Source organism: Variovorax sp. P1_H2, from assembly GCF_056405295.1.
In genome coordinates this window covers 1-21,986 of the sequence record NZ_JBFUCJ010000037.1, presented here as the reverse complement: position 1 = coordinate 21,986, position 21,986 = coordinate 1, and the positions used below count along the sequence as shown (strand labels likewise).

The following is a 21,986-nucleotide window of genomic DNA, read 5'->3' as shown; positions in this document are numbered from 1 at the left end:
ATTCAATTCACTCTATTGCAATCAACGGGCCAGAAATCACAGGGTATTCCATCAATCAGAATCTTTCTTCAACTTATTCCGTTTATTGGAATATTTGCCGTAAACTGGCGGCTCCAGATTCCATCGGACAAAGGCATGAGCACCACTTCCACAGCGACCGGCGGCGTGCCGCGTGTCTTTGCCGTGATCCGGGCCTTGGCCACGGTGCAGGCCGAGGGCGGCCGGGTGACCCAGATTGCACGCGCCGTGGGCCTGACGCAGGCCACCACGCACCGATTGCTGCAATCGCTGGTGGCCGAAGGCATGGTCGAGCAGGACGCGCGCACCAAGCTGTACCGGCTCGGCATCGACTTCTTCGCGCTGGCAGCCCATGCGGGCAATCCAGGCGACCTGCGCACGTTGTGTCGGCCGGTCTTGCTGCGCCTGTGCGCCAGCCTCGGCGACAGCATCTTCCTGCTGGCGCGCAGCGGTTTCGATGCCGTGTGCCTGGACCGCAGCGAGGGCCCGTTCCCGATCCGCTCATTCACCGGCGATATCGGCGGACGCATCGCCCTCGGCGTGGGCCAGGGCGCACTGGCCATCCTGGCCTTCCTGCCGGAGGCCGAGCGCGAGGAAGTGATCCGCTTCAACCTGTCGCGCGTGCGCGAGTACGGGGTGTACGACGAGGTCTATCTGCGGACCGAGATCGAGCGCGTGCGCCAGGCCGGTTACGCGGGCCGCAACACCGGCTTGCTCGAAGGCATGGCCGGCGTGGCCGTCCCCATCTGCGACCGCGAAGGTCGCGCCGTGGCGGCACTGAGCGTCGGCACCATCGCCGACCGGCTCAACGCCGACCGCATGCCTACGGTGGTGGAACTGCTCAAGCGCGAGGCTGCCGCCATCGGCCCGAAGATCAATCCCTTCGATGCGACGCTGCGTCGGCCGGCACAGAGCCTGGCCAGTTCGCCGGCCGTGCAACGCATCGAGCTGCCCGCGGAGCCCGGACCGGCGTGAGGCCGCGTCGGGCTACTGCCGGCCGGCCTGCGTGCGCAACCAATCGCGCAAGGCCTTCAGCGGCGGATAGTTGACGCGGCTCGCGGGCCAGGCGAGGTAGTAGCGCTCTGCGCCTTCGAAAGGCGCATGGATGGCCTCCACCAGGTCGCCGCGCGCGAACTCCTCGTGCATCAGGAACTGCGGCAGCAGCGCCACGCCGAGGCCGGCTGCAGCGGCCTGCGCGGCCAGTGCGAACTGGTCGACGGCCATGCCCGGCGGGTTGGCCGCTTGCACGTCCATCGCCTCGAGCCACCGCTTCCATGCATCGGGTCGGCTCGACACATGCAGCAGCGGGACCTTCAGCAAGTCGCGCGGCCGCGCGAACCGGTAGCGCTTCTTCAAGGCCGGGCTGCAGGCCGGCACGACGGTCTCGCGCATCAATTCGTCGAGCTCCGCGCCCGGCCAGTTCGGCAGGCCGAAATGGATCGCCGCATCGAGCGGATCCGACCTGAAGTCGAAGGGCGCAAGCCGCGTGCTGAGGTTCACCGTCACTTCGGGATGTGCGGAAAAGAAATCCGGCAGCCGCGGCGCGAGCCAGCGCGTCCCGAAAGTGGGGAGGATCGCGAGGTTTAGCGTGCCGCCTTGCGGGTTCGCACGAAAGCCGAAAGTGGCCTGCGAAATCCGGTGGAGCGCCTCGCGGATCTCGGTGGCATAGGCATCGCCGGCCACCGTGAGCCGCACGGTCTGCCGCTCCCGGACGAACAACCCGGCGCCCAGCAGTTCTTCGAGCGCGCGGATCTGGCGGCTGACGGCGCTTTGGGTCAGGTGCAGCTCCGACGCGGCGGCGGTGAAGCTGCCGAGGCGCGCCGCCGCCTCGAAGGCGCAGAGAACGGAAGTGGGTGGCAGGAAGCGGCGCGGGAACTGCATAGGTCATTCTATTTTGGAATGAACCCAGGCTCAATGATCGTTTGACGGCCTTGCGAGGCATCTCAACAATTCGTGCCGCAGGGAGAACTGTCATGAGCAATCCGCATCAACGCCCTCGCCTGCCGAAGGACTCCATTGACCGCCACCCGAATCGATTCCAATGAAGTGCGCCGCCGGTTCTCGGCTGCGATGTCCGACATGTACCGCCTCGAAGTGCCCTTGTACGGGTCACTGCTGGAACTGGTCGCGGACGTCAATCGGGAGGCAGGGCGCGGCGCTGCGACGGCGGACACCGGCAGGCTGGAAGTCGAGCGCCACGGCGCGATCCGCCTCGGCACCGCCGAGGAGCTCGGCACGATGCGGCGCGTGCTCGGCGTCATGGGCATGCTGCCCGTGGGCTACTACGACCTGTCGGCGGCAGGCGTGCCCGTGCATTCGACGGCCTTTCGCCCCATCGAGGCCGAGGCGCTGCGCGCCAGTCCTTTGCGCCTGTTCACCTCCCTGCTGCGGCTGGAGATGCTGGCGCCCGGCACCTTGCAGGCCCAGGCGAAAGAGATCCTGGCACGCAGGCGCATCTTCTCGGCGCGCTTGCTCGCGCTCACCGCATTGCACGAGGAGCGCGGCGGACTCAGTTCCGCGGAGGCGGATGAATTCGTCGTCGAGGCGCTCGAGACCTTCCGCTGGCACCACGAGGCCCCCGTCCCCGCCGCGATCTACGACGCGCTGCACGAGGCGCACCGACTGGTTGCCGACGTGGTGTGCTTCAAGGGGCCGCACATCAACCACCTCACGCCGCGCACGCTCGACATCGACGCGGCCCACGCCCGGATGCGGGCCTTGGGCATCCCGGCCAAGGAGACGATCGAGGGACCGCCGGCGCGCAAATTCCCGATCCTGCTGCGGCAGACGAGTTTCAAGGCACTGGAGGAGAAGATCCTCTTCGTCGGCGACGGCGAGCAGGCCGCGGGCACGCACACGGCCCGCTTCGGCGAGATCGAGCAACGCGGCATCGCGCTCACCCGCAAGGGCCGAACGCTGTACGACAGGCTGCTCGCGCAGGCGCGCGACCAGCCTGCCGCAGCAGACCATGACCCCGAGCGGCGGCTCGCCGAAGTGTTCGCGGAATTCCCCGATGACCTCGGGTCCCTGCGACGCCAGGGCCTTGCATTCTTCCGCTACTCGATCACGGAAACGGGCCGTTCGCAGGAAACCGGCGATGACGACCGGGACCTCGAATCGCTGGTCGAGCGCGGCCTCGTGCGCGCGGAACCCATCCTCTACGAGGACTTCCTGCCGGTCAGTGCGGCCGGCATCTTCCAGTCCAACCTCGGCGGCAGGCAGCAGCAGGCCTACGCCGCCGGTGGGGCGCAGGCAGCCTTCGAGCAGGCGCTCGGCTGCAAGGTGCTGGACGAGATCGCGCTGTATGAAAGCCAGCAGCAGAAGTCGATCGCCGCCGTGACATCCGCACTGCGCTCGCACGCCCTCCCATGAGCATCGAAACGTCAGTACCGAACACGGGCTTTGAATTCGCACCCGCATTCGCCGAGCCCGCAGGCTCGCCGATCCGCGAGCTCTTCCCCTACCTCCAGCGTCCCGGAATGATCTCGTTCGCCGGCGGCTATCCGTCGCCCGCGTTGCTGGACAGCGTGGGGCTGCAGGATGCATCGCAGCGCGCCTGGACCGATGCCGCCGCGTGCCTGCAGTACGGCGCCACGGAGGGCATGCCCGTCTTGCGCTCCGCGCTCGCGCAGCTCTGCCTCGGCCGCGGCATTTCGTGCGAGGCGCCGAGCCTGCTCGTGACCACCGGCTCCCAGCAGGGCTACGACATCCTCGTGCGCATCCTGCTGCAACCCGGCGATACCGTGCTGATGGAGTCGCCCGCCTACTCGGCCGCCCTCCAGGCCACCCGCCTGGCCGGCGTCGGCATCGTGCAGGTGGCGTCGGACGACCACGGCCTGCGGATCGATGGGCTGGTCGAGACGCTGCGTGCGATGCGCGGCAAGCCCAGCTTCATCTATACCGTGCCGACCTTCTCGAACCCGTCCGGCGCCACCCTGGCGCGCGAGCGGCGGCAGGCGCTGGTCGAGCTCGCCGTCGAACGCGGCTTCCTGATCGTCGAAGACGACCCCTACGGCGAGTTGGCCTTTACCGAAGACCGGCTGCCGACGCTGTTCGAGACAGGCAAGCGCATCGCAGGCGACGCCAACCCCGTCGTGTATCTTTCGAGCCTCTCGAAGACGGTCGCCCCCGCGCTGCGCGTGGGCTGGATGATCGCTTCGCCCGCCGTGCTCAGGCGTGCCGCCATCGCGAAGCAGACGATGGACCTGTGCACCTCGCCGCTGGTGCAGCTCATCGCCGCACACTACCTGCAGTCGGGCCGCTACCCCGGGGCAGTGAAGGACGCCAGTGCCGAATACGGCCGGCGCATGGTGGCGATGGCGGACGCCATCGAAGAGAATCTCGGCGGCCGCTTGCATTGCGCCCAACCCAGGGGCGGCCTGTTCCTCTGGGGGGAATGGACCGGCCCGACGGACCCGCGACGGCTGTTCCAGGCCGCCGTCRACGCCGGCGTACTGTTCGTTCCCGGCGCCGCCTTCTACGCCGACGGCCGGGCGGCCCGATCCATGCGGCTCTCCTACGCCGCGGCGAACACGGCACAGATCACCGAAGGCGTGCAGCGACTCGCGCGCGCTTTCGACCACCCATCACTACAGGAAAAGCCATGAGCACCTCATTCGCGAAATCGACGCAAGACATCCTCGGAAGCCTCGACTTGCCACTGGGCAGCTACTCCCAGGGCGATATCGCCGTACGCAGTCCTATCGACGGCAGCGAGATCGGCCGCGTCGCCGCTCACTCGCCCCAGCAGGTCGACGAGACCGTTCGCCGCGCGCAGCAGTCGTTCGAGGCCTGGCGCGACGTGCCCGCTCCGCGACGCGGCGCCCTCATCCGGCTGCTCGGCGAAGAACTCCGCAAGCACCAGGCGCCGCTCGGCCGCCTCATTTCCATCGAAAGCGGCAAGATGCTCTCCGAGGGCGTCGGCGAAGTGCAGGAAATGATCGACATCTGCGAATTCGCGGTCGGTCTGTCGCGCCAGCTCTACGGCCTGACGATCGCCTCCGAGCGGCCGAAGCATCGCATGATGGAAACCTGGCATCCGCTCGGCGTCGTCGGCGTCATCAGCGCCTTCAATTTCCCCGCGGCCGTGTGGTCATGGAACTTCGCCCTGGCCATCGTCTGCGGCGATGCGGTCGTCTGGAAGCCGTCGGAGAAGACACCGCTCACGGCACTGGCCTGCCAGGCGATCTTCGAGCGCGCCGCACGCGCCTTCGGCGACGCGCCGCCGGCGCTGTCGCAACTGGTGATCGGCAGGCAGGACACCGGTGAAGCGCTGGTCGACCATCCGAAGGTCGCGCTGCTTTCCGCCACGGGCAGCACGCGCATGGGCCGTGCAGTCGGGCCACGGGTGATGCAGCGTTTCGGCCGCGTGCTGCTTGAACTCGGTGGCAACAACGCGGTGATCGTCACGCCATCCGCCGATCTCGACCTCGCCGTGCGCGGCATCCTGTTCGCTGCTGCGGGCACGGCGGGACAGCGCTGCACGACGACGCGCCGGCTGATCGTTCATTCGAGCGTCCGCGAAGCGTTCGTCCAACGCCTCAAGGCGGCCTATGCGAAGCTCAGCATCGGCGATCCGCTCGAAGGCCAGTTGGTCGGCCCGCTGATCGATCAGAACGCCTTCGAATCGATGCAGGCGGCGCTGCGCTCGGCGGCTTCGGAAGGCGGCCTGGTGACCGGCGGCGAGCGCGTGCTGGAGACACGGTTCCCGAATGCCTTCTACGTCCGCCCCGCAATCGTGGAAATGCCCGCGCAGACCGCGACCGTGTGCCACGAGACTTTCGCTCCCATCCTCTACGTGATGGCCTACGCGGACCTGGACGACGCGATCGCACTGCAGAACGGCGTTCCGCAAGGCCTGTCCTCCGCGATCTTCAGCAACGACGTGCGCGAGGTGGAATCCTTCCTGTCCGCATCGGGCTCCGACTGCGGCATCGCGAACGTGAACATCGGCACCTCGGGTGCCGAGATCGGCGGCGCCTTCGGCGGCGACAAGGAGACCGGCGGAGGCCGCGAGTCCGGCTCCGACGCGTGGAAGGCGTACATGCGCCGTGCCACCAACACGATCAACTACTCGCGCGAACTGCCGCTCGCGCAAGGCGTGCGCTTCGAAGTCTGACGCCAAGCGGCGCGACCGAGGCGTGACCCGAGCTGCGGCCCGGTGCTAGGCGACCCCGCCTAGAACGCCGTCGACCCCTTGCACCCCTGCGGTGCGCGGACTAATCTCACCCCGGGGGCGGGTCCCCGTCCGCCCGGGAGTTCCGTCATGTACGAACGAATCCTCGTGGCGACCGACGGCTCCGAGCTGTCGGAACAGGCCGTGGGCAGCGCCATCGACCTGGCCCTCCTGACGCAGGCGGAGCTGTACGCCGTCAAGGTCTCCCATCACCAGGCCGCCAGCTACTTCGAGGGCTCGCTGCTGCTCAGCCAGATCGAGGTCTCGCGGCTGCGCGACGAGGCCGACGCCGAGTCGCAGCGGGTGGTCGATGCGGTCAAGTCCAAGGCCGATGCCCGGGGTGTCAAGCGCACCACCGGCATCGTGATGCGCGCCGAAGGCGTGTCCGAAGCCATCATCGAAGCCGCGCGGGTCCACCATTGCGACCTGATCGTGATGGCCTCGCACGGACGGCGCGGCATCAAGCGGCTGCTGATGGGCAGCGAGACGCTGCATGTGCTGACACATTCGCACACGCCGGTGCTGGTGCTTCGCTGACGCCGCGACGAGCGCGACGCCTCAGCGCGCCAGGCCGGTGTCGCGCAGGCGATCCTCGCGCTTGACCGCCAGGTAGGTCGCCAGGTCGACCTCGTGCAATTGGGTCGGGTAGCGCTCGCTGGCCTCGAACCAGCGGTGCAGGCGCTTGTCGGCGCGCTCCGGCGCCGGCGCCGGGAGGCCGTCGAGGTAGGCCTCCAGCGCCAGGAAGTAGCGCATCGCGTTGCGCTCTACCAGACCGCGCAGGCCGCGGATGTAGTCGGGACCGCCGTTGGGCTTCTTGCCGACCACCGTGAAGCCCACCTTGTGGCTGCCGAAGGTCGCGAGGTAGGCCATGGTGGCGAGGCGGGCCATCATGCCGTGGTCATAGGCGTAGGCGAAATGCAGGAAGGCCTGGTGCTCGCCGAGCGGGATCCCCTCGACCATCACGCGGTAGTGGCTGGTCCCCATCGGGCCCGATTCCGCTGCCAGGTCGACCAGCAGGTAGTCCGCCGTGGCCTGCGCCGCGCGGTGCCCGAAAGACAGMTCGAAGGCCTGTTCGATCGGCTTGTCGTAGCGCGGGACCACGCTCAGGGTCAGCACCTCGCCTTCGGGCCCGCGCGCCACGCGGCAGCGCCGGTTGTTGATGTGCAGCAGCAGCATCTCGCACCACTGCGGGGATTGCTCGAGTGCGCGCCGCACGTCCTCGAGCGAGTGATTGACGACCGCATAGACATCGCCCTGCAGCCCRCCGTCGGTTTCGGCCGAATCGAGCACGATCGGCCGCTTCAAGGGACTGCGGACCAGTTGTTCGCCGAGCTTGCCGTGCAGTTCGCGCAGGGCCTGGGCCGAACCCGCCTCGAGCGCCGCCCGGGCGCCGAAAGCCGACACCGAGAGCATCAGGCCGATGCCGACGCGCAAGCACAGGAACAAGACCGCCGGCAGTGTGTTCATGCCGACACGATACAGCGACTGCCGCGCCGGCCGCTCAGCGGTCCTTGCGGATCGGCTTGCCCGCCGAAGGCCGGGTGCGCCCTGCCCCGGTGTCGCGCGGCGGCAGCCCGGTGTGCTGGGTCAGGATGCGGCCCTTGACCGGCGCCGCCGGCTTGGCCGCCACCACGGTCGAGTTCTTGCGCCGAGCGCTCTGGTAGCTGCCGTCGGTCAACGGCTGCCAGGTTGGGATCAGGTGGTGCTTGCCGTTGCCGATCAGGTCGGCCCGGCCCATCGCCTTCAACGCTTCGCGCAGCAGCGGCCAGTTGTTGGCGTCGTGGTAGCGCAGGAAGGCCTTGTGCAGGCGGCGGCGCTTGTCGCCGCGCACGATGTCCACCGTCTCGCTCTCGCGCGTGATCTTGCGCAGCGGGTTCTTGTTGGTGTGGTACATCGTGGTCGCGGTGGCCATCGGCGACGGGTAGAAGGTCTGCACCTGGTCGGCGCGAAAGCCGTTCTTCTTGAGCCAGATCGCGAGGTTCATCATGTCCTCGTCGCTGGTGCCCGGGTGCGCGGCGATGAAGTACGGGATCAGGTACTGCTTCTTGCCCGCCTCGGCCGAGTACTTCTCGAACATCTGCTTGAACTTGTCATAGCTGCCGATGCCCGGCTTCATCATCTTGGTGAGCGGACCCTGCTCGGTGTGCTCGGGCGCGATCTTGAGATAGCCGCCGACGTGGTGCTGCACCAGCTCCTTGACGTACTCGGGCGACTGCACCGCCAGGTCGTAGCGCAGGCCGGAGCCGATCAGGATCTTCTTGATGCCCTTGAGCGCCCGCGCGCGGCGGTAGATCTTGATCAGCGGATCGTGGTTGGTGTTGAGGTTCGGGCAGATGCCCGGATAGACGCAGCTGGGCTTGCGGCAGGCCGATTCGATCTCGGGCGACTTGCAGCCGATGCGGTACATGTTGGCGGTCGGGCCGCCGAGGTCGGAAATGGTGCCGGTGAAGCCCTTGACGCTGTCGCGGATCGCTTCGACTTCCTTGATGATCGATTCTTCCGAGCGGCTCTGGATGATGCGGCCCTCGTGCTCGGTGATCGAGCAGAAGGTACAGCCGCCGAAGCAGCCGCGCATGATGTTGACGCTGAAGCGGATCATTTCCCACGCGGGGATCTTCGTCCCGCCGTCGTGGCTGCCGTTCTGGTCGGCATAGCGCGGATGCGGGCTGCGCGCATACGGCAGGTCGAACACGTGGTCCATCTCGGCCGTGGTCAGCGGGATCGGCGGCGGGTTGATCCAGACGTCGCGCGCGGTCGTGCCTTCGCCGTGCGCCTGCACCAATGCACGGGCATTGCCGGGGTTGGTTTCGAGATGCAGCACGCGGTTGGCGTGGGCGTAGAGCACCGGATCGGCGCGCACTTGCTCGTAGGACGGCAGCCGGATCACCGAGCGGTCGCGCGGCGGCACCTTGATGCGCTCGCGGCTCTGCAAGGCCGGGTTCGGCACGAAATTGAGCGGCTTGATCGACAGGTTGACGGAGCCCGCGGATTCGGCGGCCTGGGCGACTGCCTGGGCGTCGTCTTCCTTGGCGCAGGTGGCGCCGTTGGCCTTGGCCTGGTCGGACACCATCAGGTACGGATTGACATGGGCCTCGACCCGGCCCGGCTCGTCGACGCTGGTGGAATTGATCTCGAACCAGCCTTCCGGCGTTTCGCGGCGCACGAAGGCCGTGCCGCGCACGTCGGTGATCTGCGCCACCGGCTCGCGCGCGGCCAGCCGGTGGGCGATCTCGACGATCGCCCGCTCGGCGTTGCCGTACAGCAGCAGGTCGCACTTGGCGTCGACCACGATCGAGCGCCGCACCTTGTCCTGCCAGTAGTCGTAATGCGCGATACGGCGCAGCGAGCCTTCGATGCCGCCGAGCACGATCGGCACGTCGCTCCAGGCTTCCTTGCAGCGCTGCGAATAGACGATGGCCGCCCGGTCGGGCCGCCGGCCGCCGACGTCGCCGGGCGTGTAGGCGTCGTCGCTGCGCACCTTGCGGTCGGCCGTGTAGCGGTTGATCATCGAATCCATGTTGCCGGCCGTGACGCCGAAGAACAGGTTCGGCTTGCCGAGCACCTTGAACGGGTCGGCGCTCTGCCAGTCGGGCTGCGCGATGATGCCGACCCGGAAGCCTTGCGCCTCTAGCATGCGGCCGATCACGGCCATGCCGAAGCTCGGATGGTCGACATAGGCATCGCCCGTGACCACGATGATGTCGCAGCTGTCCCAGCCGAGGGCGTCCATCTCGGCGCGCGAGGTCGGCAGGAACTTCGCCGTGCCGAAGCGGGCCGCCCAGTACTTGCGGTAGCTGGTCAGCGGCTTGGCGGCGCGCGCGAAAAAGGAGACGTCGACTGGGGCGTTCATCGAGGGAATACGGCAAGGGTCTGCCGCGAGAGGCCTGCGGGCCGGGTGGGCCGGTGGTGGGCAACCCGCGATTTTAGGGTTTTCCATTGGATCTGTCGCCCTAAAGGGCAAACGAGAAACGGTGGCAGCCGATCAATTGATTGCCTTAGTCAATCAATTACATGACAATGGCAAGCATGTCCCGCATTCCCACCCCCACTACGGAAGTGGCCGAGGTTAAGGCGATCCGCCGTTTCAACCGCTTCTACACGCGCCGCATCGGCATCCTCGACCCCTACCTCGACAGCGACATGTCGCTGACCGACGTGCGTGTGCTCTACGAACTGGCGCATCGCGCGGAAGCGGTGGCCAGCGAGATCGGCCGGGACCTGCACCTCGACGGCGGCTACCTAAGCCGCATCCTGCGGCGCTTCGAGTCCCGGGGCTGGCTGCGGCGCCAGCCCCATCCGCGCGACGCCAGGCAGAGCCTGCTGGCGTTGACCGAAGCCGGCCATGCGGCTTTCGCGCCGCTGCAGCAGAAATCGCGCGACGAGGCGCGGGCGCTGCTGGCGCCGCTGGCGCCGGCCGAGCGGCACCAGCTGATCGAGGCGATGGACACGCTGCAGGCCCTTCTGGAGCCGGGAACGCGGCCGCCAGCCCGCACGCAGGCGGCGGTGCTGCGCGACCCGGCGCCCGGCGACATCGGCTGGGTGGTGCAGCAGCACGGCGAGATCTACGCCCGCGAGTACGGCTGGAACAGCGAGTTCGAGGCCCTGGTGGCCGACATCGCCGGCCAGTTCCTGCGCAAGTTCCAGCCCGCCTGGGAGCGCTGCTGGATCGCCGAGCTCAATGGCGAGCGCGTCGGCGCGGTGTTTGTGGTGCGCAAGTCGCCCACCACCGCGCAATTGCGCATGCTGATCCTCGCGCCGCAGGCACGCGGCCTGGGGCTGGGCGGGCGGCTCACGGACGAGTGCATCGCCTTCGCGCGCAACAAGGGCTACAAGAAGATGGTCCTGTGGACCAACAGCTGCCTCGCGGCGGCGCGCGGCATCTACGCCGCACGCGGGTTCAAGCGGGTGAAGTCGGAACCCTACGAAGGCTTCGGGCAGCAACTGGTCGGCGAGACCTGGGAACTCAAGCTCGCCACACCTTCTGCCTGACGACCCAGGCCGGCGCCGGGCCGCCCCAAGGCGGCCTGCGGCCCCCTCGGGGGGCAGCGACCCACACGTAGTGGGGGRGCGTGGGGGCCCAGGCCGGCGCCGGGCCGCCCCAAGGCGGCCTGCGGCCCCCTCGGGGGGCAGCGACCCACACGAAGTGGGGGAGCGTGGGGGCCATTCAATCTGCGGTGATCCTGCGTTCGCGCACGATGCCGCCCCACTTGGCGTCTTCCTTGCGCATGAAGGCCGTGAGCTCTGCCCGCGTGGTCGGCTGCGGCGTCAATCCGTGCTTGTCGAGCGATTCCTTGACGCCCGGATCGTTCAGCACCTTCACGATCTCCAGGTTCCAGCGGTCGAGCACGGGCGCCGGCGTCTTGCCCGGTGCCACGAAGGCATACCAGTTCAAGGCCTCGAAGCCCGGGTAGCCCGATTCGGCCACCGTGGGGATGTTCGGCATGTAGGCCGGCCGCGTCGACCCGGTGGTGGCGAGCGGGATCAGGTTGCCGGCCTCGATCTGCGGCAGCGCCGTCGGTGGCGCCGAGAAATACGAGGCGACACGCTCGCCCAGCAGGTCCTGCAGCGCCGGCGCGCCGCCCTTGTACGGTACGTGGACCATGTCGATGCCCGCGCGCTGGTTGAAGAGCTCGCCCGCCAGGTGCGAGGCCGAGCCGGCACCGGTGGACGCGAAATCGATGCTTCCGGGCTTCTTCTTCGCGAGCGCCACGAACTCGGCCAGCGTCTTCACGCCCACGCCCTTGTTCACCACCAGCACGTTCGGAAAGTTGACGCCGCCCGAGATGGCGGCCAGGTCCTTGAAGGGGTCGTAGCGGACCTTCATCACATGCGGCGCGATGGTCAGCGGGCCGATCGAGCCGAACAGCAGCATCGAGCCGTCGGCCGGCCCGGCCGCCACCAGCTGGTGGGCGATGTTGCCGCCGGCACCGGCCTTGTTGTCGACCACGACTTTCTGGCCGATGTTCTCGCCCAGCTTCTTCGCGATCAAGCGCGCCGCCGCGTCGGCCGCGCCGCCCGGAGCGAACCCCACCACCAAGGTCACCGGCTTGTTCGGCGGAAAGTCCTGCGCGTGGCCGAGGCCGGCCAGCAGCAGCGAAGCAGCGACCAGAGTGGTGGCGCGCAGCAGGTGTCGTTTGTTCATCGTGGTTCCCTTGCCAGTTGTCGATTCGAGTTGTTTTTCAGTCGGCGCCGAGGCCGATCGGATTCGGCAGGCGCTTCTCGACCGCATGGCGCAGCAGCGCCGCCGTGCGGAAGATGCCGTGCGCGAACTTGCCGTAAGGCAGCGTGGCGAAGAGCGCCATCACCGCGCCGAGATGCAGGCACAGCAGCAGCGCCAGGGCCGGCGTGCCGCGCCCGAGCCACAGCGCCAGTCCGCTCGCGCTGGTGAGGAACAACAAGGCAATGAAGCCCAGGTCCATCGGCTTCTGCGCCGCATCGCCCTGCAACGCATGGCGCCGGCGGTTGAGCCGCCAGAGCCCCGCCGTGCCGATCATCAGACTCGCGCCACCGACGACACCGAGCAGCTTAGGCAGGCTCGGCAGGTCGTAAGGCGCGTGCCAGCCGAACAGGTAGTGGTAGAGCGTCGCGACGCTGGTAGCAGCGAAGCACAACAGGAAACCGTAGAAGGTGAAGTGATGGAAGCGCCGGCGCGACAGCGTGTAGGCATCGTCCTCGTCGTGGCAGCCTTCGCCGTGGCCGCCGTCGAGGTACTTCAGGCGCAGCACGGCATGGGTGGCTTCGGCCGCGGCAGGCGCGTTCAACGGCGCGCCGCTGGTGGCCGGCGTCAGCTCGCGCCAGAAGCGCGTGACACCCTTGCCCAACGCGAACACCACGAACAGGAACACCGGCGCGAACAGACTGACCAGCAGGTTGTGCGGGAACAGGCGGTAGAAATTGCCCTCCAGCCTGCCGCCCCACAGCGTGCCATTGAGCGCCACCGCCAGCATCAGGAACAGAGCCAGCCCCGCAGCGAGCGCCACCGACAGTGTCAGGCCATTGCGCTGGTACAGCCGGCCCCATGCCGGCGGCCACGCATAGTCGGCATAGGTCTGCCCGCGCACCTCGGCCATCGCGCGCGGCACGTTGACCGCGAACTCGTGCGGCGGCGCGTACTGGCAGGCATGCAGGCAGGCGCCGCAGTTGTGGCACAGGTTCGCGAGGTAGTGGATGTCGGCCTTGCCGAATTCGAGCCGCCGCGTCATCGCCGGGAACACGGCGCAGAAGCCCTCGCAGTAGCGGCAAGCATTGCAGATCTGCATCTGGCGGCCGACCTCGGCCTCGCGCGCGCTCAGGATCGGGGTCCCCCGTGACCCGCCGCCCGCGAGCGATACGGCCTCCCGGGTCAGCGCATCAAGCTGCTGCATGGTCCGTCTCCTTCATGGCCGCCTTGGCCGCCTGGGTGCCGGCGATGCGGCCGAACGCGGTGCCGATCGCCATCCCCACGCCGGCGGTGTAGCCCTTGCCGAGGACGTTGCCGGCCATCATCTCGCCGGCGACAAACAGATTCGGGCTCGGCCGGCCGCCGAAGTGCACGGCGGCCTGGTCGTTCACCCTCAGGCCCAGGTAGGTGAAGGTGACGCCGGGCCGCAGCGCATAGCCGTAGAAGGGCGGCGTGTCGATCGGACGCGCCCAGTGGGTCTTGGCGGGCGCGAGGCCTTCGGTGTGGCAGTCATCGAGCGCCGTGTGGTCGAAGGTGCCGACCCGGCAGGCCGCGTTGTAGGCGGCGATGGTGTCGACGAAGGGTGCCTCCGGCAGGCCCAGCTTGCGCGCGAGCTCGGGCAGGCTGTCGGCCACCGTGCCCGGGAACACCGGTGGCATGAAACGGCCGATCGCCTTGCGGTCGATGATCGAGTAGCCGATCTGGCCCGGCTGCTGCGCCACGAGCCGGCCCCAGATCGCATAGCGCTTGGGCCAGAAGTCCTCGCCCTCGTCGTAGAAGCGCTGCGCGTCGCGGTTGACGACGACGCCGAGCGACACGCAGTCGATGCGGGTGCAGATGCCGCCGTCGTAGAGCGGTGCCCGGGCGTCGATCGCCACCATGTGGGCCTGCGTCGGATCGCCGATCGAATCGGCCCCGGCGTCGATCATGGCCTTGAGCAGCACGCCCTCGTTGAAGCGCGTGCCGCGGATCAGGAAGTTCTCGGCCGGGCACTCGCCGCGCGCGTTCACGCCCCAGGCCTCGATGAGCCACTCGCGGTTGGACTCGAAGCCGCCCGCCGCAAGGACGCAGCTTCGCGCCTCGATGCGCTCGCCGCCGGCGGTGCGTGCGGCCACGAAGCGATCGCCGTCGAGTTCGATCGAGACGATCGGCGTGTCGTAGCGAAGCTGGACGCCCAGCCGCTCGGCGCTGCGGAAGTACGCGTTGACGAGCGCCTTGCCGCCGCCCATGAAGAAGGCGTTGGTGCGCGCCACGTGCAGCGCGCCCGACAGCGGCGGCTGGAAGTGCACGCCATGTCGGCGCATCCAGTCGCGGCAGGTCGATGAAGCACGGATCGCGATGCGGGCGAGGTGCTCGTCGGTCAGGCCGCCCGTCACCTTCAGCAGGTCCTGCCAGTACTCGTCCTCGGGATAGGCGTCGACCAGCACGTCCTGCGGCGCATCGTGCATGCAGCGCAGGTTGCGCGTGTGCTGGGAATTGCCGCCGCGCCATTCGCGCGGCGAGGCCTCGACCAGCAGCACGCTGGCACCGGCCTCGCGCGCCATCAGCGCGGCGCACAGCGCGGCATTGCCGCCGCCGGCGACCAGGACGTCGATCATTCAGTTGTCTCCTCGTGGTGAAGGGCAACTGTAGGCAGGCAGGCCTTCGGGCGACAGTGCGCCCGAGGCAAGGGGTCTTCAGTTTTCGTGAAGAGTGGCGCCGGCCCAGCGGCCGTCGCGCACCAGCCGGCGCGCGACGTCGGACAGCACCACCCGGGCGGCCAGCGCCGCCGGCGACAGCTCGTCGTCCGACAGGCTGGCCAGCAGGTTGCGGCGGCCCACCTGGGCATCGGCGATGCGCACCTGCACCAGGCCGGCGTCGCCGAGGCGAGCGGTCGCCGCGCCCGGCTGGATGGTCGCGCCCTGTCCCGCGCGCACCGCGTCCATCAGCAGCGCCAGGCCGTCGATCTCGGCCACCACGCGCGGCTCGACGCGGGCCCGAGCGAAGGCCGCGGCCAGCGTGGCGCGCAGCCCATGCGAGGCGCTCGGCAGGATCAGCGGCAGCTCGCCCAGGCGCGCGATGCGCACCTGCGGCCCTGCGGGCAGGCCCGGCAGGTCGGCATGGCCGATCACGAACAGCTTCTCGTCGAGCAAGGGCAGCACGGTCCAGCGCCGTGCGGCGTCGGCCTGGAACAGCACCGCGAGGTCGAGCTGGCGGCCGTTGAGCATGGTCGCCAGGTGGCCCGACAGGGCCTCCACCAGGTGCAGCCTGACCTCGGGATAGCGCTCGGCCATGGCCTGGATCAGCGGCACGCCGAGCACCGACGAGGTGGTCGGCGGCAGGCCGATACTCACGTGGCCCGCGAGCCGTGCCTGCTGCGCCGCCCGCACCGCCTCGTCGGCATGGCGCAAGGTGAGCTGGGCCTGTTGCAAGAAGGCCAGGCCGGCATCGGTCGGCGTGACGCCGGTCGAGCTGCGCTGCAGCAGGCGCGTCGACAGCTCGCTCTCGAGCCGGCTGATCTGCTGGCTCAGCGCGGAGGTCGCCAGGTCGAGCTCGAGCGCGGCGCGCCCCATGCTGCGCAGTTCGCAGGTCTTGACGAAATAGCGCAGTTGCCTCAGTTCCATCGCGGCTTCAGCGGGCAGCGCGCCGTCGGAGGGCGGTCGTGGCGAAGGCGGGTGCGGCCGCCCTCACTGCATGAACCAGCCGTGGCTCACGACGAGGGACTGCCCGGTCAGCGCATTGGTCGGGAAGGCCGCGAACATCAGCGCCACGCGGGCGACGTCGTCGGTGGTGGTGAACTCGCCGTCCACGGTTTCCTTGAGCATCACGTTCTTGATCACCTGCTCCTCGGTGATGCCGAGCGTCTTCGCCTGCTCGGGGATCTGCTTTTCGACCAGCGGCGTGCGCACGAAGCCGGGGCAGATCACGTTGGCTCGCACGTTGTACTTGGCACCCTCCTTGGCCACGGTCTTCGCCAGGCCGATCAGGCCGTGCTTGGCGGTCACGTAGGGCGCCTTCAGCAGCGAAGCTTCCTTGGAGTGCACCGAGCCCATGTAGATCACGCTGCCGCCGCGGCCCTGCGCGTACATGTGCTTGAGACAGGCCTTGGTCGTCAGGAAGGCGCCGTCGAGGTGGATCGCCAGCATCTTCTTCCAGTCGGCGAAGCTGAACTCTTCCACCGGATGCACGATCTGGATGCCGGCGTTGCTGATCAGGATGTCGATGCCGCCGAAGGCCTTGGCCGCCTCCTCGACCGCCGCATCGACCTGCTCCTCGCTGGTGACGTCGACGCCGACGCCGATGGCCTGCGCACCGCTGGCCTCGAGCTCGGCGGCCGTGGCGTCGGCCGCCTGCTTGTTGAGGTCGGCGATCACGATCTTCGCGCCTTCCTGCGCGAACAGGATCGCGATCTCCTTGCCGATACCGCTGGCCGAGCCGGTGATGAAAGCGACCTTGTCCTTGAGCTGCATGGGTTTTCCTTGGTGTGACGGGGATGGGGGAATGCGTGCAATCTGCGTGCCTGTGCGGCGTGCCGGTGGGGTCCGGCGCTCACTGCCCGGCCGGAATCAGCGGATGCTGCATCGGGCGGCGGATCCGGCGGGCATTCGGCTCGGTCAGGTCGAAGGTGGTGACGCCGTGCGACAGCAAAGCCCCCTGGAGGCATTCGGGATGGTCCAGCGTGTTGCAGATGTCGCGCAGGCCGGCGTCCCAGTGCTCGTCCACCGAGGCGCGCGAGAACTCGTAGTCCTTCGATTCGAGCTCGTAGGGCTTGTCGCGGTAGATCAGGTGCACGATCTCGATCGGCTGGTGGTTCAGCTGGGCACAGACCGCATGCACGCTGGGGTCCCTGCGCAACGGCGCCGGCAGTTTGCCGATCAGGTCGGCGATCGCCTGCTGGAGGTTCATGTTGGAAGCCAGCACATCGGTGTTCATCCGGGTGCGGCTCGAATAGGTGATGTCCTTCTGCCGCTCCAGGGTCTCGGCCAGCGTGCGCGGCATCGCGCCATGGGCGCTGAACAGGTCGACCTGCAGCACCATCAGCGGCTCGCTGCGCGGATGGGTGTCGAGCACGTACTGCAGCGGCGTGTTGGAGACGATGCCGCCGTCCCAGTAGTCCTCGCCGTCGATGTGCACCGGCGCGAAGCCGGGCGGCAGCGCGCCGCTGGCCATGATGTGCTCGGGCCCGATGCGCTGCACCGTGTTGTCGAAATAGATCGAATTGCCGGTGCGCACGTTGACGGCACCGACGCTGAAGCGGGTCTCGCAATGGTTGATGCGGTCGAAGTCGACCAGCCGCTCGAGTGTGGACTTGAGCGGCGAAGTATCGTAGTAGCTCAGCAGCGGCGCCGAGCCGCCGAGCATCAGCGCCGGCGTGCGGCGCGGCTCGAAGAAACCCGGCACGCCGAGCATCGCGACCGCGGTGGCGCTCCACTGGTTCAGCACCGCCCGGTCGCCGCCCCACCAGGCCGGCAGGCGCTGGGTCGGCCCCGACGAGACCAGGTCCCAGAACTCGCGCAGTCGCTGGACGCGGCGCTCCGGCGGATTGCCGGCGATCAAGGCCGCGTTGACCGCGCCGATCGATACCCCGGCGACCCAGTCCAGCGCCTTGTGCTTCTCGAACACCCCGGCATAGACGCCCGCCTGGTAGGCGCCGAGCGCGCCGCCGCCCTGCAGCACCAGCGCCTTCCTGGCGGTGTTGATGTCGACCCGCGAGCGAGCAGCGGCAGCAGACCCGGCCGAGGCGGAAGAGGAGGAGGAACGAGGCTTCTTGGTGGCGATCATGGCGTCATTTGACACCATGCGCCAGCTCGCCGCCTCCCTCCGGGGGACGCCTAGGAGCGCAACTCGGTCTTGCGCTGGACGATGCGCGAGATCAGCCCGTAGGCCACGGCCTCTTCAGCCGACAGCCAGCGATCGCGCTCGATGTCGACCAGTACCTCGTCCAGCGGACGGCCGGTCTCGCGGGCGATCTCGTGGGCGACGCGCTCGCGGGCCTTGACGATCTCCTGCGCCTGGATCGCGATGTCGGTCGCTTGCCCGCCTGCGCCGCCACTCGGCTGGTGGATCAGGAAACGGGTATTGGGCAGGCACACGCGGCGCTCGCGCGGCGCCGCCAGGAACAGATGCGTCGCCGCGCTGCCGACCCATCCGGTGCCGATCATGTGGACCGGCGCGCTGATGAAGCGAACGATGTCGTGGATCGCGTCGCCCGATTCGAGGTGGCCGCCCGGCGAGCTCACGAGGATGTCGATCGGCGCCTGGCTGTCGGCGTCGAGCGCGATCAGCCGTCGCGTGACGTCGGCCGCCACGGCATCGGTGATCGATCCGAAGATCAGCAGCGTGCGCGACTTGAAGGCCTTTTCCTCGAGGTAGGAACTGCGCATTTCGGGCGCGTCGGAGGGCTTGGTGTCGTCGTCTTTTTCCATTGAGAAGTTGCTCCTGTGGTTTGAACTGTCTTGACGAATGAGCCCTCGGATTCGTGACAGCCCGCGCTGTGGCAAGCTCCGCCGATGCTCGATGAACGTTATCTTTCGCACCTCCCCTCCGACCGCAACCGCCTGGTCCGCGCCGCGCAGCGCCTTCTGGGTGCCACGGCCGAAGCCGAGGACGTCGTCCAGGAAAGCTACCTGCGGGCGGTCGAGGCAGGGGCCGGCGGCGCACCGCCTCCGGATGCCGCTCAGGCGTGGTTGACCACCGTCATGCAGAACCTTGTCATCGACCGGCTCCGTCGGCGCGACTGGATGCGCCGCTGGCTCCACGATGCCGAAGCGCGGGCCTCGGCGCTCAGCGCGTGCTCGGCCGAAGACCTCGCGGCGCAGGCCGAAGAAAGCACCCGGGCGCTGCGCCTGCTGGCGGCTACCCTGAGCGCCGCCGACGGGGCCGCCCTGCTGCTGCGCGAGGTCTTCGAAGCGAGCTACGCCGACATTGCCCGGGCCAGCGGCAGGAGCGAGGCCGGCTGCAGGCAGCAAGTGCATCGGGCGCTGATGCGGCTGCGCCAACGCGGGAGCAAGGCGCCTGCCCCCGAAGATGCGGCCGGCGAGGCGGACACATCGGCCACTTTCGGGCTCTACCTTCAGTCGCTCCGGAACCGCGACCTTCAGCCCCTCCTCGGGCTGCTCCGGCAAGCAGCGACACGGGCCATGGCCAACTCCGGGTCCGGCGTCGGCAAGGCCGTGCGGCACTGCGAGCCCGGCCCGGCCACGGCCGTGCCGAGGGCGCGTTGCGAGATCGCCCAGATCGGCGGCCGGCTCGGCCTCGTGCTGGCGCTGGGCACCCAGTTCGTCTGCGTGCTGCCGCTGGGGGCTCGCAGCGAAAGCGATCATGAGGAGCAGGCCACCGTTGCGGGCTGACCCGCGCCCCGCTACATCTTCGGCAGCATCTGCCCGCGGATCTCGCCGCCCGGATTGGCCGCGGTGTGGACGTTGGCGTACCACTTGCCTGCCATCAGGTCGGCCGCCTGAGCCGGCGTGAGCGTGGCCTGGCCCTCGATCGGACTGGCCGGCGATGCGAATGGCAGCACGACGGCGGCGTTCGCGCCTGCCGCGGCCGGACCGTGGAAGTGCGCGCCTGTGGCCGGCCCGCTCAAGCCCTCGTAGGTGATCTTGTACTTGAGCACGTTGGTGTCCTTGTTGAGCCAGGCCTCGGCCATGCCGCTGCCGCGCGTCATGTTGGGCGGCACCTCGCTGGCCGCATTCATGGCGCCGCTGAAGCTCGCGGTATTGGACTTCGACATCATTCCGCAGCCCGCCAGGGCCACGGTCGCGACGCCCGCGACAAGGGCCAGGCGCAAGATTCTTCCGTATCGGGTCATGGGACATCTCCATCGGGTTGTGATGCGCCAAGCTTAGGCAGCGGCGGTCGTCCGCGATGTCGGCCACCGCCCCGACTTTCGAGACCCGATGGCATCATCCGCCGCATGAATGCCCTTCCCTCTCCCGGCGAGGTCACCGCCTTCTGGCGCGACGCCGGCCCGCGCCGCTGGTTCGCCAAGAACGAGGCCTTCGATGCCGAATTCAAGGCCCGCTTCGAGCCCGCGCACCACCTCGCCGCCGCCGGCGCACTCGACCACTGGGCGGCCGACGCCGAAGGCGCGCTGGCGCTGCTGCTGCTGCTCGACCAGTTGCCCCGCAACGCCTGGCGCGGCAGCGGCCGCATGTTCGCGACCGACGGCAGGGCGCTGGCGGTCGCGCAGGCGGCGATCGCGGCCGGGTTCGACCAGCAGGTCGAGCCGGCACTGCGGCCGTTCTTCTACCTGCCCTTCATGCATTCGGAATCACTGGCCGACCAGGAGCGCTCGGTCCTCCTGTGCAGGGCGCTCGACGACAACACGCAACGATTCGCCCTGCTGCACCGCGACATCGTGGCGCGCTTCGGTCGCTTTCCGCATCGCAATGCGGCCCTGAAACGCCGCAGCACGGCGGAAGAGCAGAAATTTCTCGACGACGGCGGCTTCTCAGGCTGACGCCGCAGGCCGGGCTTCATTTTTTCGCCCGCTTGCCGATATTCCTCTGGCAGTCGGACGGGCCGGCTATGAGGAACTGACGTGAAAAACTGGAAGATCGGCACCCGCCTGGGTCTGGGATTCGGCCTTGTGCTGGCATTGATGGCGCTGATGACTGCGCTCGGCATCTGGCGCCTTCATGCGGTGACGACCGCCGCCGAAGAAATCACCCACCAGCCGCTGGCCAAGGAACGGATCATCAGCGACTGGTACCGGCTGGTGGCGGTCGGCGTGCGCCGAACCACCGCCATCGCCAAGAGTGCCGACCCATCGCTCGGCCCCTTCTTCGCCGAGGAAAGCGCGAACTCCACCAAGGAGGCGCAAGCCATGCAGAAGCAGCTCGAGCCGCTGCTGGTCAGCGAAGAGGAGAAGGCGCTGTGGAAGGGGTTCCAGGAGGTGCGGGCGAAGTACCTCGAAGGGCGGGACGCCGTGGTCAAGGCCAAGGCCGAGGGCACGACGGAGGAGGCCAACCGGGCACTGGAGCGGATGTTCATGCCCGCCGCCAAGGTCTACCTGGACAAGGTCCAGCAATTGCTCGAGATGCAGCGGCGAATGATCGACGGCACGGTGCTCCAGATCGGCGCCAGCTACCGGTCCAGCCGCAGCCTGCTGGTGGCGCTGGGAGTCCTCGTGCTGGGCCTGGGCGGCGTTTGCGCGTGGTGGCTCGCGGCCGGCATCACCCGGCCGCTGGGCCGGGCGGTGCAAGTGGCGCAGACGGTGGCCGGCGGCGACCTGACCAGCCGCATCGAGGCCGGCACGCGCGACGAGACCGGGCAGCTGCTGCAGGCGCTCAAGGACATGAACACCAGCCTGGTGAAGATCGTGGGTGAAGTGCATGAAGGCACCGACACGATCGCGACGGCGTCGAGCCAGATCGCCACCGGCAACCAGGACCTGTCCTCGCGCACCGAGGAGCAGGCGAGCTCGCTGGAGCAGACCGCGGCGTCGATGGAAGAGCTGACTTCGACGGTCAAGCAGAACGCCGACAACGCGCGCCAGGCCAACCAGCTGGCCGTCTCGGCCTCCGAGGTGGCGGTCAGGGGCGGCAGCGTGGTCAGCCAGGTGGTCGGCACCATGGGCTCGATCAACGCCTCGTCGCGCAAGATCGTGGACATCATCGGCGTGATCGACGGCATCGCCTTCCAGACCAACAT

At 68.5% G+C, this 21,986-nt stretch carries 20 protein-coding genes; 9 read left to right on the top strand and 11 right to left on the bottom strand.

The window, feature by feature from the left end; genetic code table 11:
* Positions 1 to 135 precede the first annotated feature (135 nt).
* Positions 136 to 993, top strand: coding sequence for an IclR family transcriptional regulator (locus AC1D2E_RS15065; RefSeq protein WP_478198139.1), 858 nt, complete (start codon positions 136 to 138; stop codon positions 991 to 993).
* A 12-nt stretch (positions 994 to 1,005) separates the two neighbouring features.
* On the opposite strand, the gene AC1D2E_RS15060 is transcribed toward AC1D2E_RS15065, so the two are convergent.
* Positions 1,006 to 1,899 carry a LysR family transcriptional regulator gene (locus AC1D2E_RS15060; RefSeq protein WP_478198138.1) on the bottom strand — a complete coding sequence of 298 codons (894 nt, stop codon included), beginning with the start codon at positions 1,897 to 1,899 and terminating at the stop codon, positions 1,006 to 1,008.
* Positions 1,900 to 2,034: 135 nt separating this feature from the next.
* Here AC1D2E_RS15060 and hglS point away from each other — a divergent pair, with 135 nt between their 5' ends.
* The 4 genes from hglS (at position 2,035) to AC1D2E_RS15040 (ending at position 6,730) form a co-directional block, all read left to right on the top strand.
* Positions 2,035 to 3,390: a 2-oxoadipate dioxygenase/decarboxylase HglS gene (gene hglS / locus AC1D2E_RS15055; RefSeq protein ID WP_478198137.1), complete on the top strand. Its 1,356-nt coding sequence runs from the start codon at positions 2,035 to 2,037 to the stop codon at positions 3,388 to 3,390.
* Positions 3,387 to 4,625 carry an aminotransferase-like domain-containing protein gene (locus tag AC1D2E_RS15050; RefSeq protein ID WP_478198136.1) on the top strand — a complete coding sequence of 413 codons (1,239 nt, stop codon included), beginning with the start codon at positions 3,387 to 3,389 and terminating at the stop codon, positions 4,623 to 4,625. Before hglS ends, AC1D2E_RS15050 begins: the two co-directional genes overlap by 4 nt.
* Positions 4,622 to 6,136: an L-piperidine-6-carboxylate dehydrogenase gene (gene amaB, locus AC1D2E_RS15045; RefSeq protein ID WP_478198135.1), complete on the top strand. Its 1,515-nt coding sequence runs from the start codon at positions 4,622 to 4,624 to the stop codon at positions 6,134 to 6,136. The genes AC1D2E_RS15050 and amaB overlap by 4 nt, the downstream gene beginning before the upstream one ends.
* A gap of 147 nt (positions 6,137 to 6,283) precedes the next feature.
* Positions 6,284 to 6,730, top strand: coding sequence for a universal stress protein (locus AC1D2E_RS15040; RefSeq protein WP_478198134.1), 447 nt, complete (start codon positions 6,284 to 6,286; stop codon positions 6,728 to 6,730).
* Between the two features lie 21 nt (positions 6,731 to 6,751).
* Here the strand turns inward: AC1D2E_RS15040 and AC1D2E_RS15035 are convergent, their stop codons facing one another.
* Entirely contained in the window at positions 6,752 to 7,660 is a 909-nt protein-coding gene (locus AC1D2E_RS15035) for a hypothetical protein (protein WP_478198133.1), read from the bottom strand.
* A gap of 34 nt (positions 7,661 to 7,694) precedes the next feature.
* Positions 7,695 to 10,043, bottom strand: a complete 2,349-nt coding sequence (locus AC1D2E_RS15030; protein ID WP_478198132.1) for a YgiQ family radical SAM protein — start codon at positions 10,041 to 10,043, stop codon at positions 7,695 to 7,697.
* 167 nt (positions 10,044 to 10,210) lie between these two features.
* Here AC1D2E_RS15030 and AC1D2E_RS15025 point away from each other — a divergent pair, with 167 nt between their 5' ends.
* A complete protein-coding gene (locus AC1D2E_RS15025) occupies positions 10,211 to 11,182 on the top strand; it encodes a bifunctional helix-turn-helix transcriptional regulator/GNAT family N-acetyltransferase (protein WP_478198131.1) in 972 nt (323 codons plus the stop codon).
* Positions 11,183 to 11,357: 175 nt separating this feature from the next.
* On the opposite strand, the gene AC1D2E_RS15020 is transcribed toward AC1D2E_RS15025, so the two are convergent.
* From AC1D2E_RS15020 to AC1D2E_RS14990, 7 genes are all read right to left on the bottom strand, one after another.
* Positions 11,358 to 12,335: a Bug family tripartite tricarboxylate transporter substrate binding protein gene (locus AC1D2E_RS15020; protein ID WP_478198130.1), complete on the bottom strand. Its 978-nt coding sequence runs from the start codon at positions 12,333 to 12,335 to the stop codon at positions 11,358 to 11,360.
* A gap of 37 nt (positions 12,336 to 12,372) precedes the next feature.
* Positions 12,373 to 13,557 (bottom strand): tricarballylate utilization 4Fe-4S protein TcuB, encoded by a 1,185-nt coding sequence (gene tcuB, locus AC1D2E_RS15015; protein ID WP_478198129.1) that lies wholly within the window; start codon positions 13,555 to 13,557, stop codon positions 12,373 to 12,375.
* Positions 13,544 to 14,950, bottom strand: a complete 1,407-nt coding sequence (gene tcuA, locus AC1D2E_RS15010; protein WP_478198128.1) for an FAD-dependent tricarballylate dehydrogenase TcuA — start codon at positions 14,948 to 14,950, stop codon at positions 13,544 to 13,546. The genes tcuB and tcuA overlap by 14 nt, the downstream gene beginning before the upstream one ends.
* Before the next feature lie 78 nt (positions 14,951 to 15,028).
* On the bottom strand, positions 15,029 to 15,955 hold the full coding sequence (locus AC1D2E_RS15005; protein WP_478177698.1) for a LysR substrate-binding domain-containing protein: 927 nt from the start codon (positions 15,953 to 15,955) through the stop codon (positions 15,029 to 15,031).
* A gap of 63 nt (positions 15,956 to 16,018) precedes the next feature.
* Complete coding sequence (locus AC1D2E_RS15000) at positions 16,019 to 16,801, bottom strand: 3-hydroxybutyrate dehydrogenase (RefSeq protein WP_478177697.1); 783 nt, start codon at positions 16,799 to 16,801, stop codon at positions 16,019 to 16,021.
* Between the two features lie 79 nt (positions 16,802 to 16,880).
* The gene (locus AC1D2E_RS14995) at positions 16,881 to 18,131 is read right to left on the bottom strand and encodes a patatin-like phospholipase family protein (protein WP_478198127.1); all 1,251 of its coding nucleotides are present in this window, start codon (positions 18,129 to 18,131) and stop codon (positions 16,881 to 16,883) included.
* Positions 18,132 to 18,163: 32 nt separating this feature from the next.
* Complete coding sequence (locus AC1D2E_RS14990) at positions 18,164 to 18,757, bottom strand: ATP-dependent Clp protease proteolytic subunit (RefSeq protein WP_478198126.1); 594 nt, start codon at positions 18,755 to 18,757, stop codon at positions 18,164 to 18,166.
* 84 nt (positions 18,758 to 18,841) lie between these two features.
* Here AC1D2E_RS14990 and AC1D2E_RS14985 point away from each other — a divergent pair, with 84 nt between their 5' ends.
* The gene (locus AC1D2E_RS14985; protein ID WP_478198125.1) at positions 18,842 to 19,681 is read left to right on the top strand and encodes a sigma-70 family RNA polymerase sigma factor; all 840 of its coding nucleotides are present in this window, start codon (positions 18,842 to 18,844) and stop codon (positions 19,679 to 19,681) included.
* An 11-nt stretch (positions 19,682 to 19,692) separates the two neighbouring features.
* Here the strand turns inward: AC1D2E_RS14985 and AC1D2E_RS14980 are convergent, their stop codons facing one another.
* Positions 19,693 to 20,142, bottom strand: a complete 450-nt coding sequence (locus tag AC1D2E_RS14980) for a CHRD domain-containing protein (RefSeq protein WP_478198124.1) — start codon at positions 20,140 to 20,142, stop codon at positions 19,693 to 19,695.
* A gap of 105 nt (positions 20,143 to 20,247) precedes the next feature.
* On the opposite strand from AC1D2E_RS14980, the gene AC1D2E_RS14975 reads away from it, so the two are divergent.
* On the top strand, positions 20,248 to 20,793 hold the full coding sequence (locus AC1D2E_RS14975; protein ID WP_478198123.1) for a DUF924 family protein: 546 nt from the start codon (positions 20,248 to 20,250) through the stop codon (positions 20,791 to 20,793).
* Between the two features lie 81 nt (positions 20,794 to 20,874).
* The coding region (locus AC1D2E_RS14970; protein ID WP_478198122.1) for a methyl-accepting chemotaxis protein at positions 20,875 to 21,986 on the top strand (1,112 nt) is incomplete at its 3' end.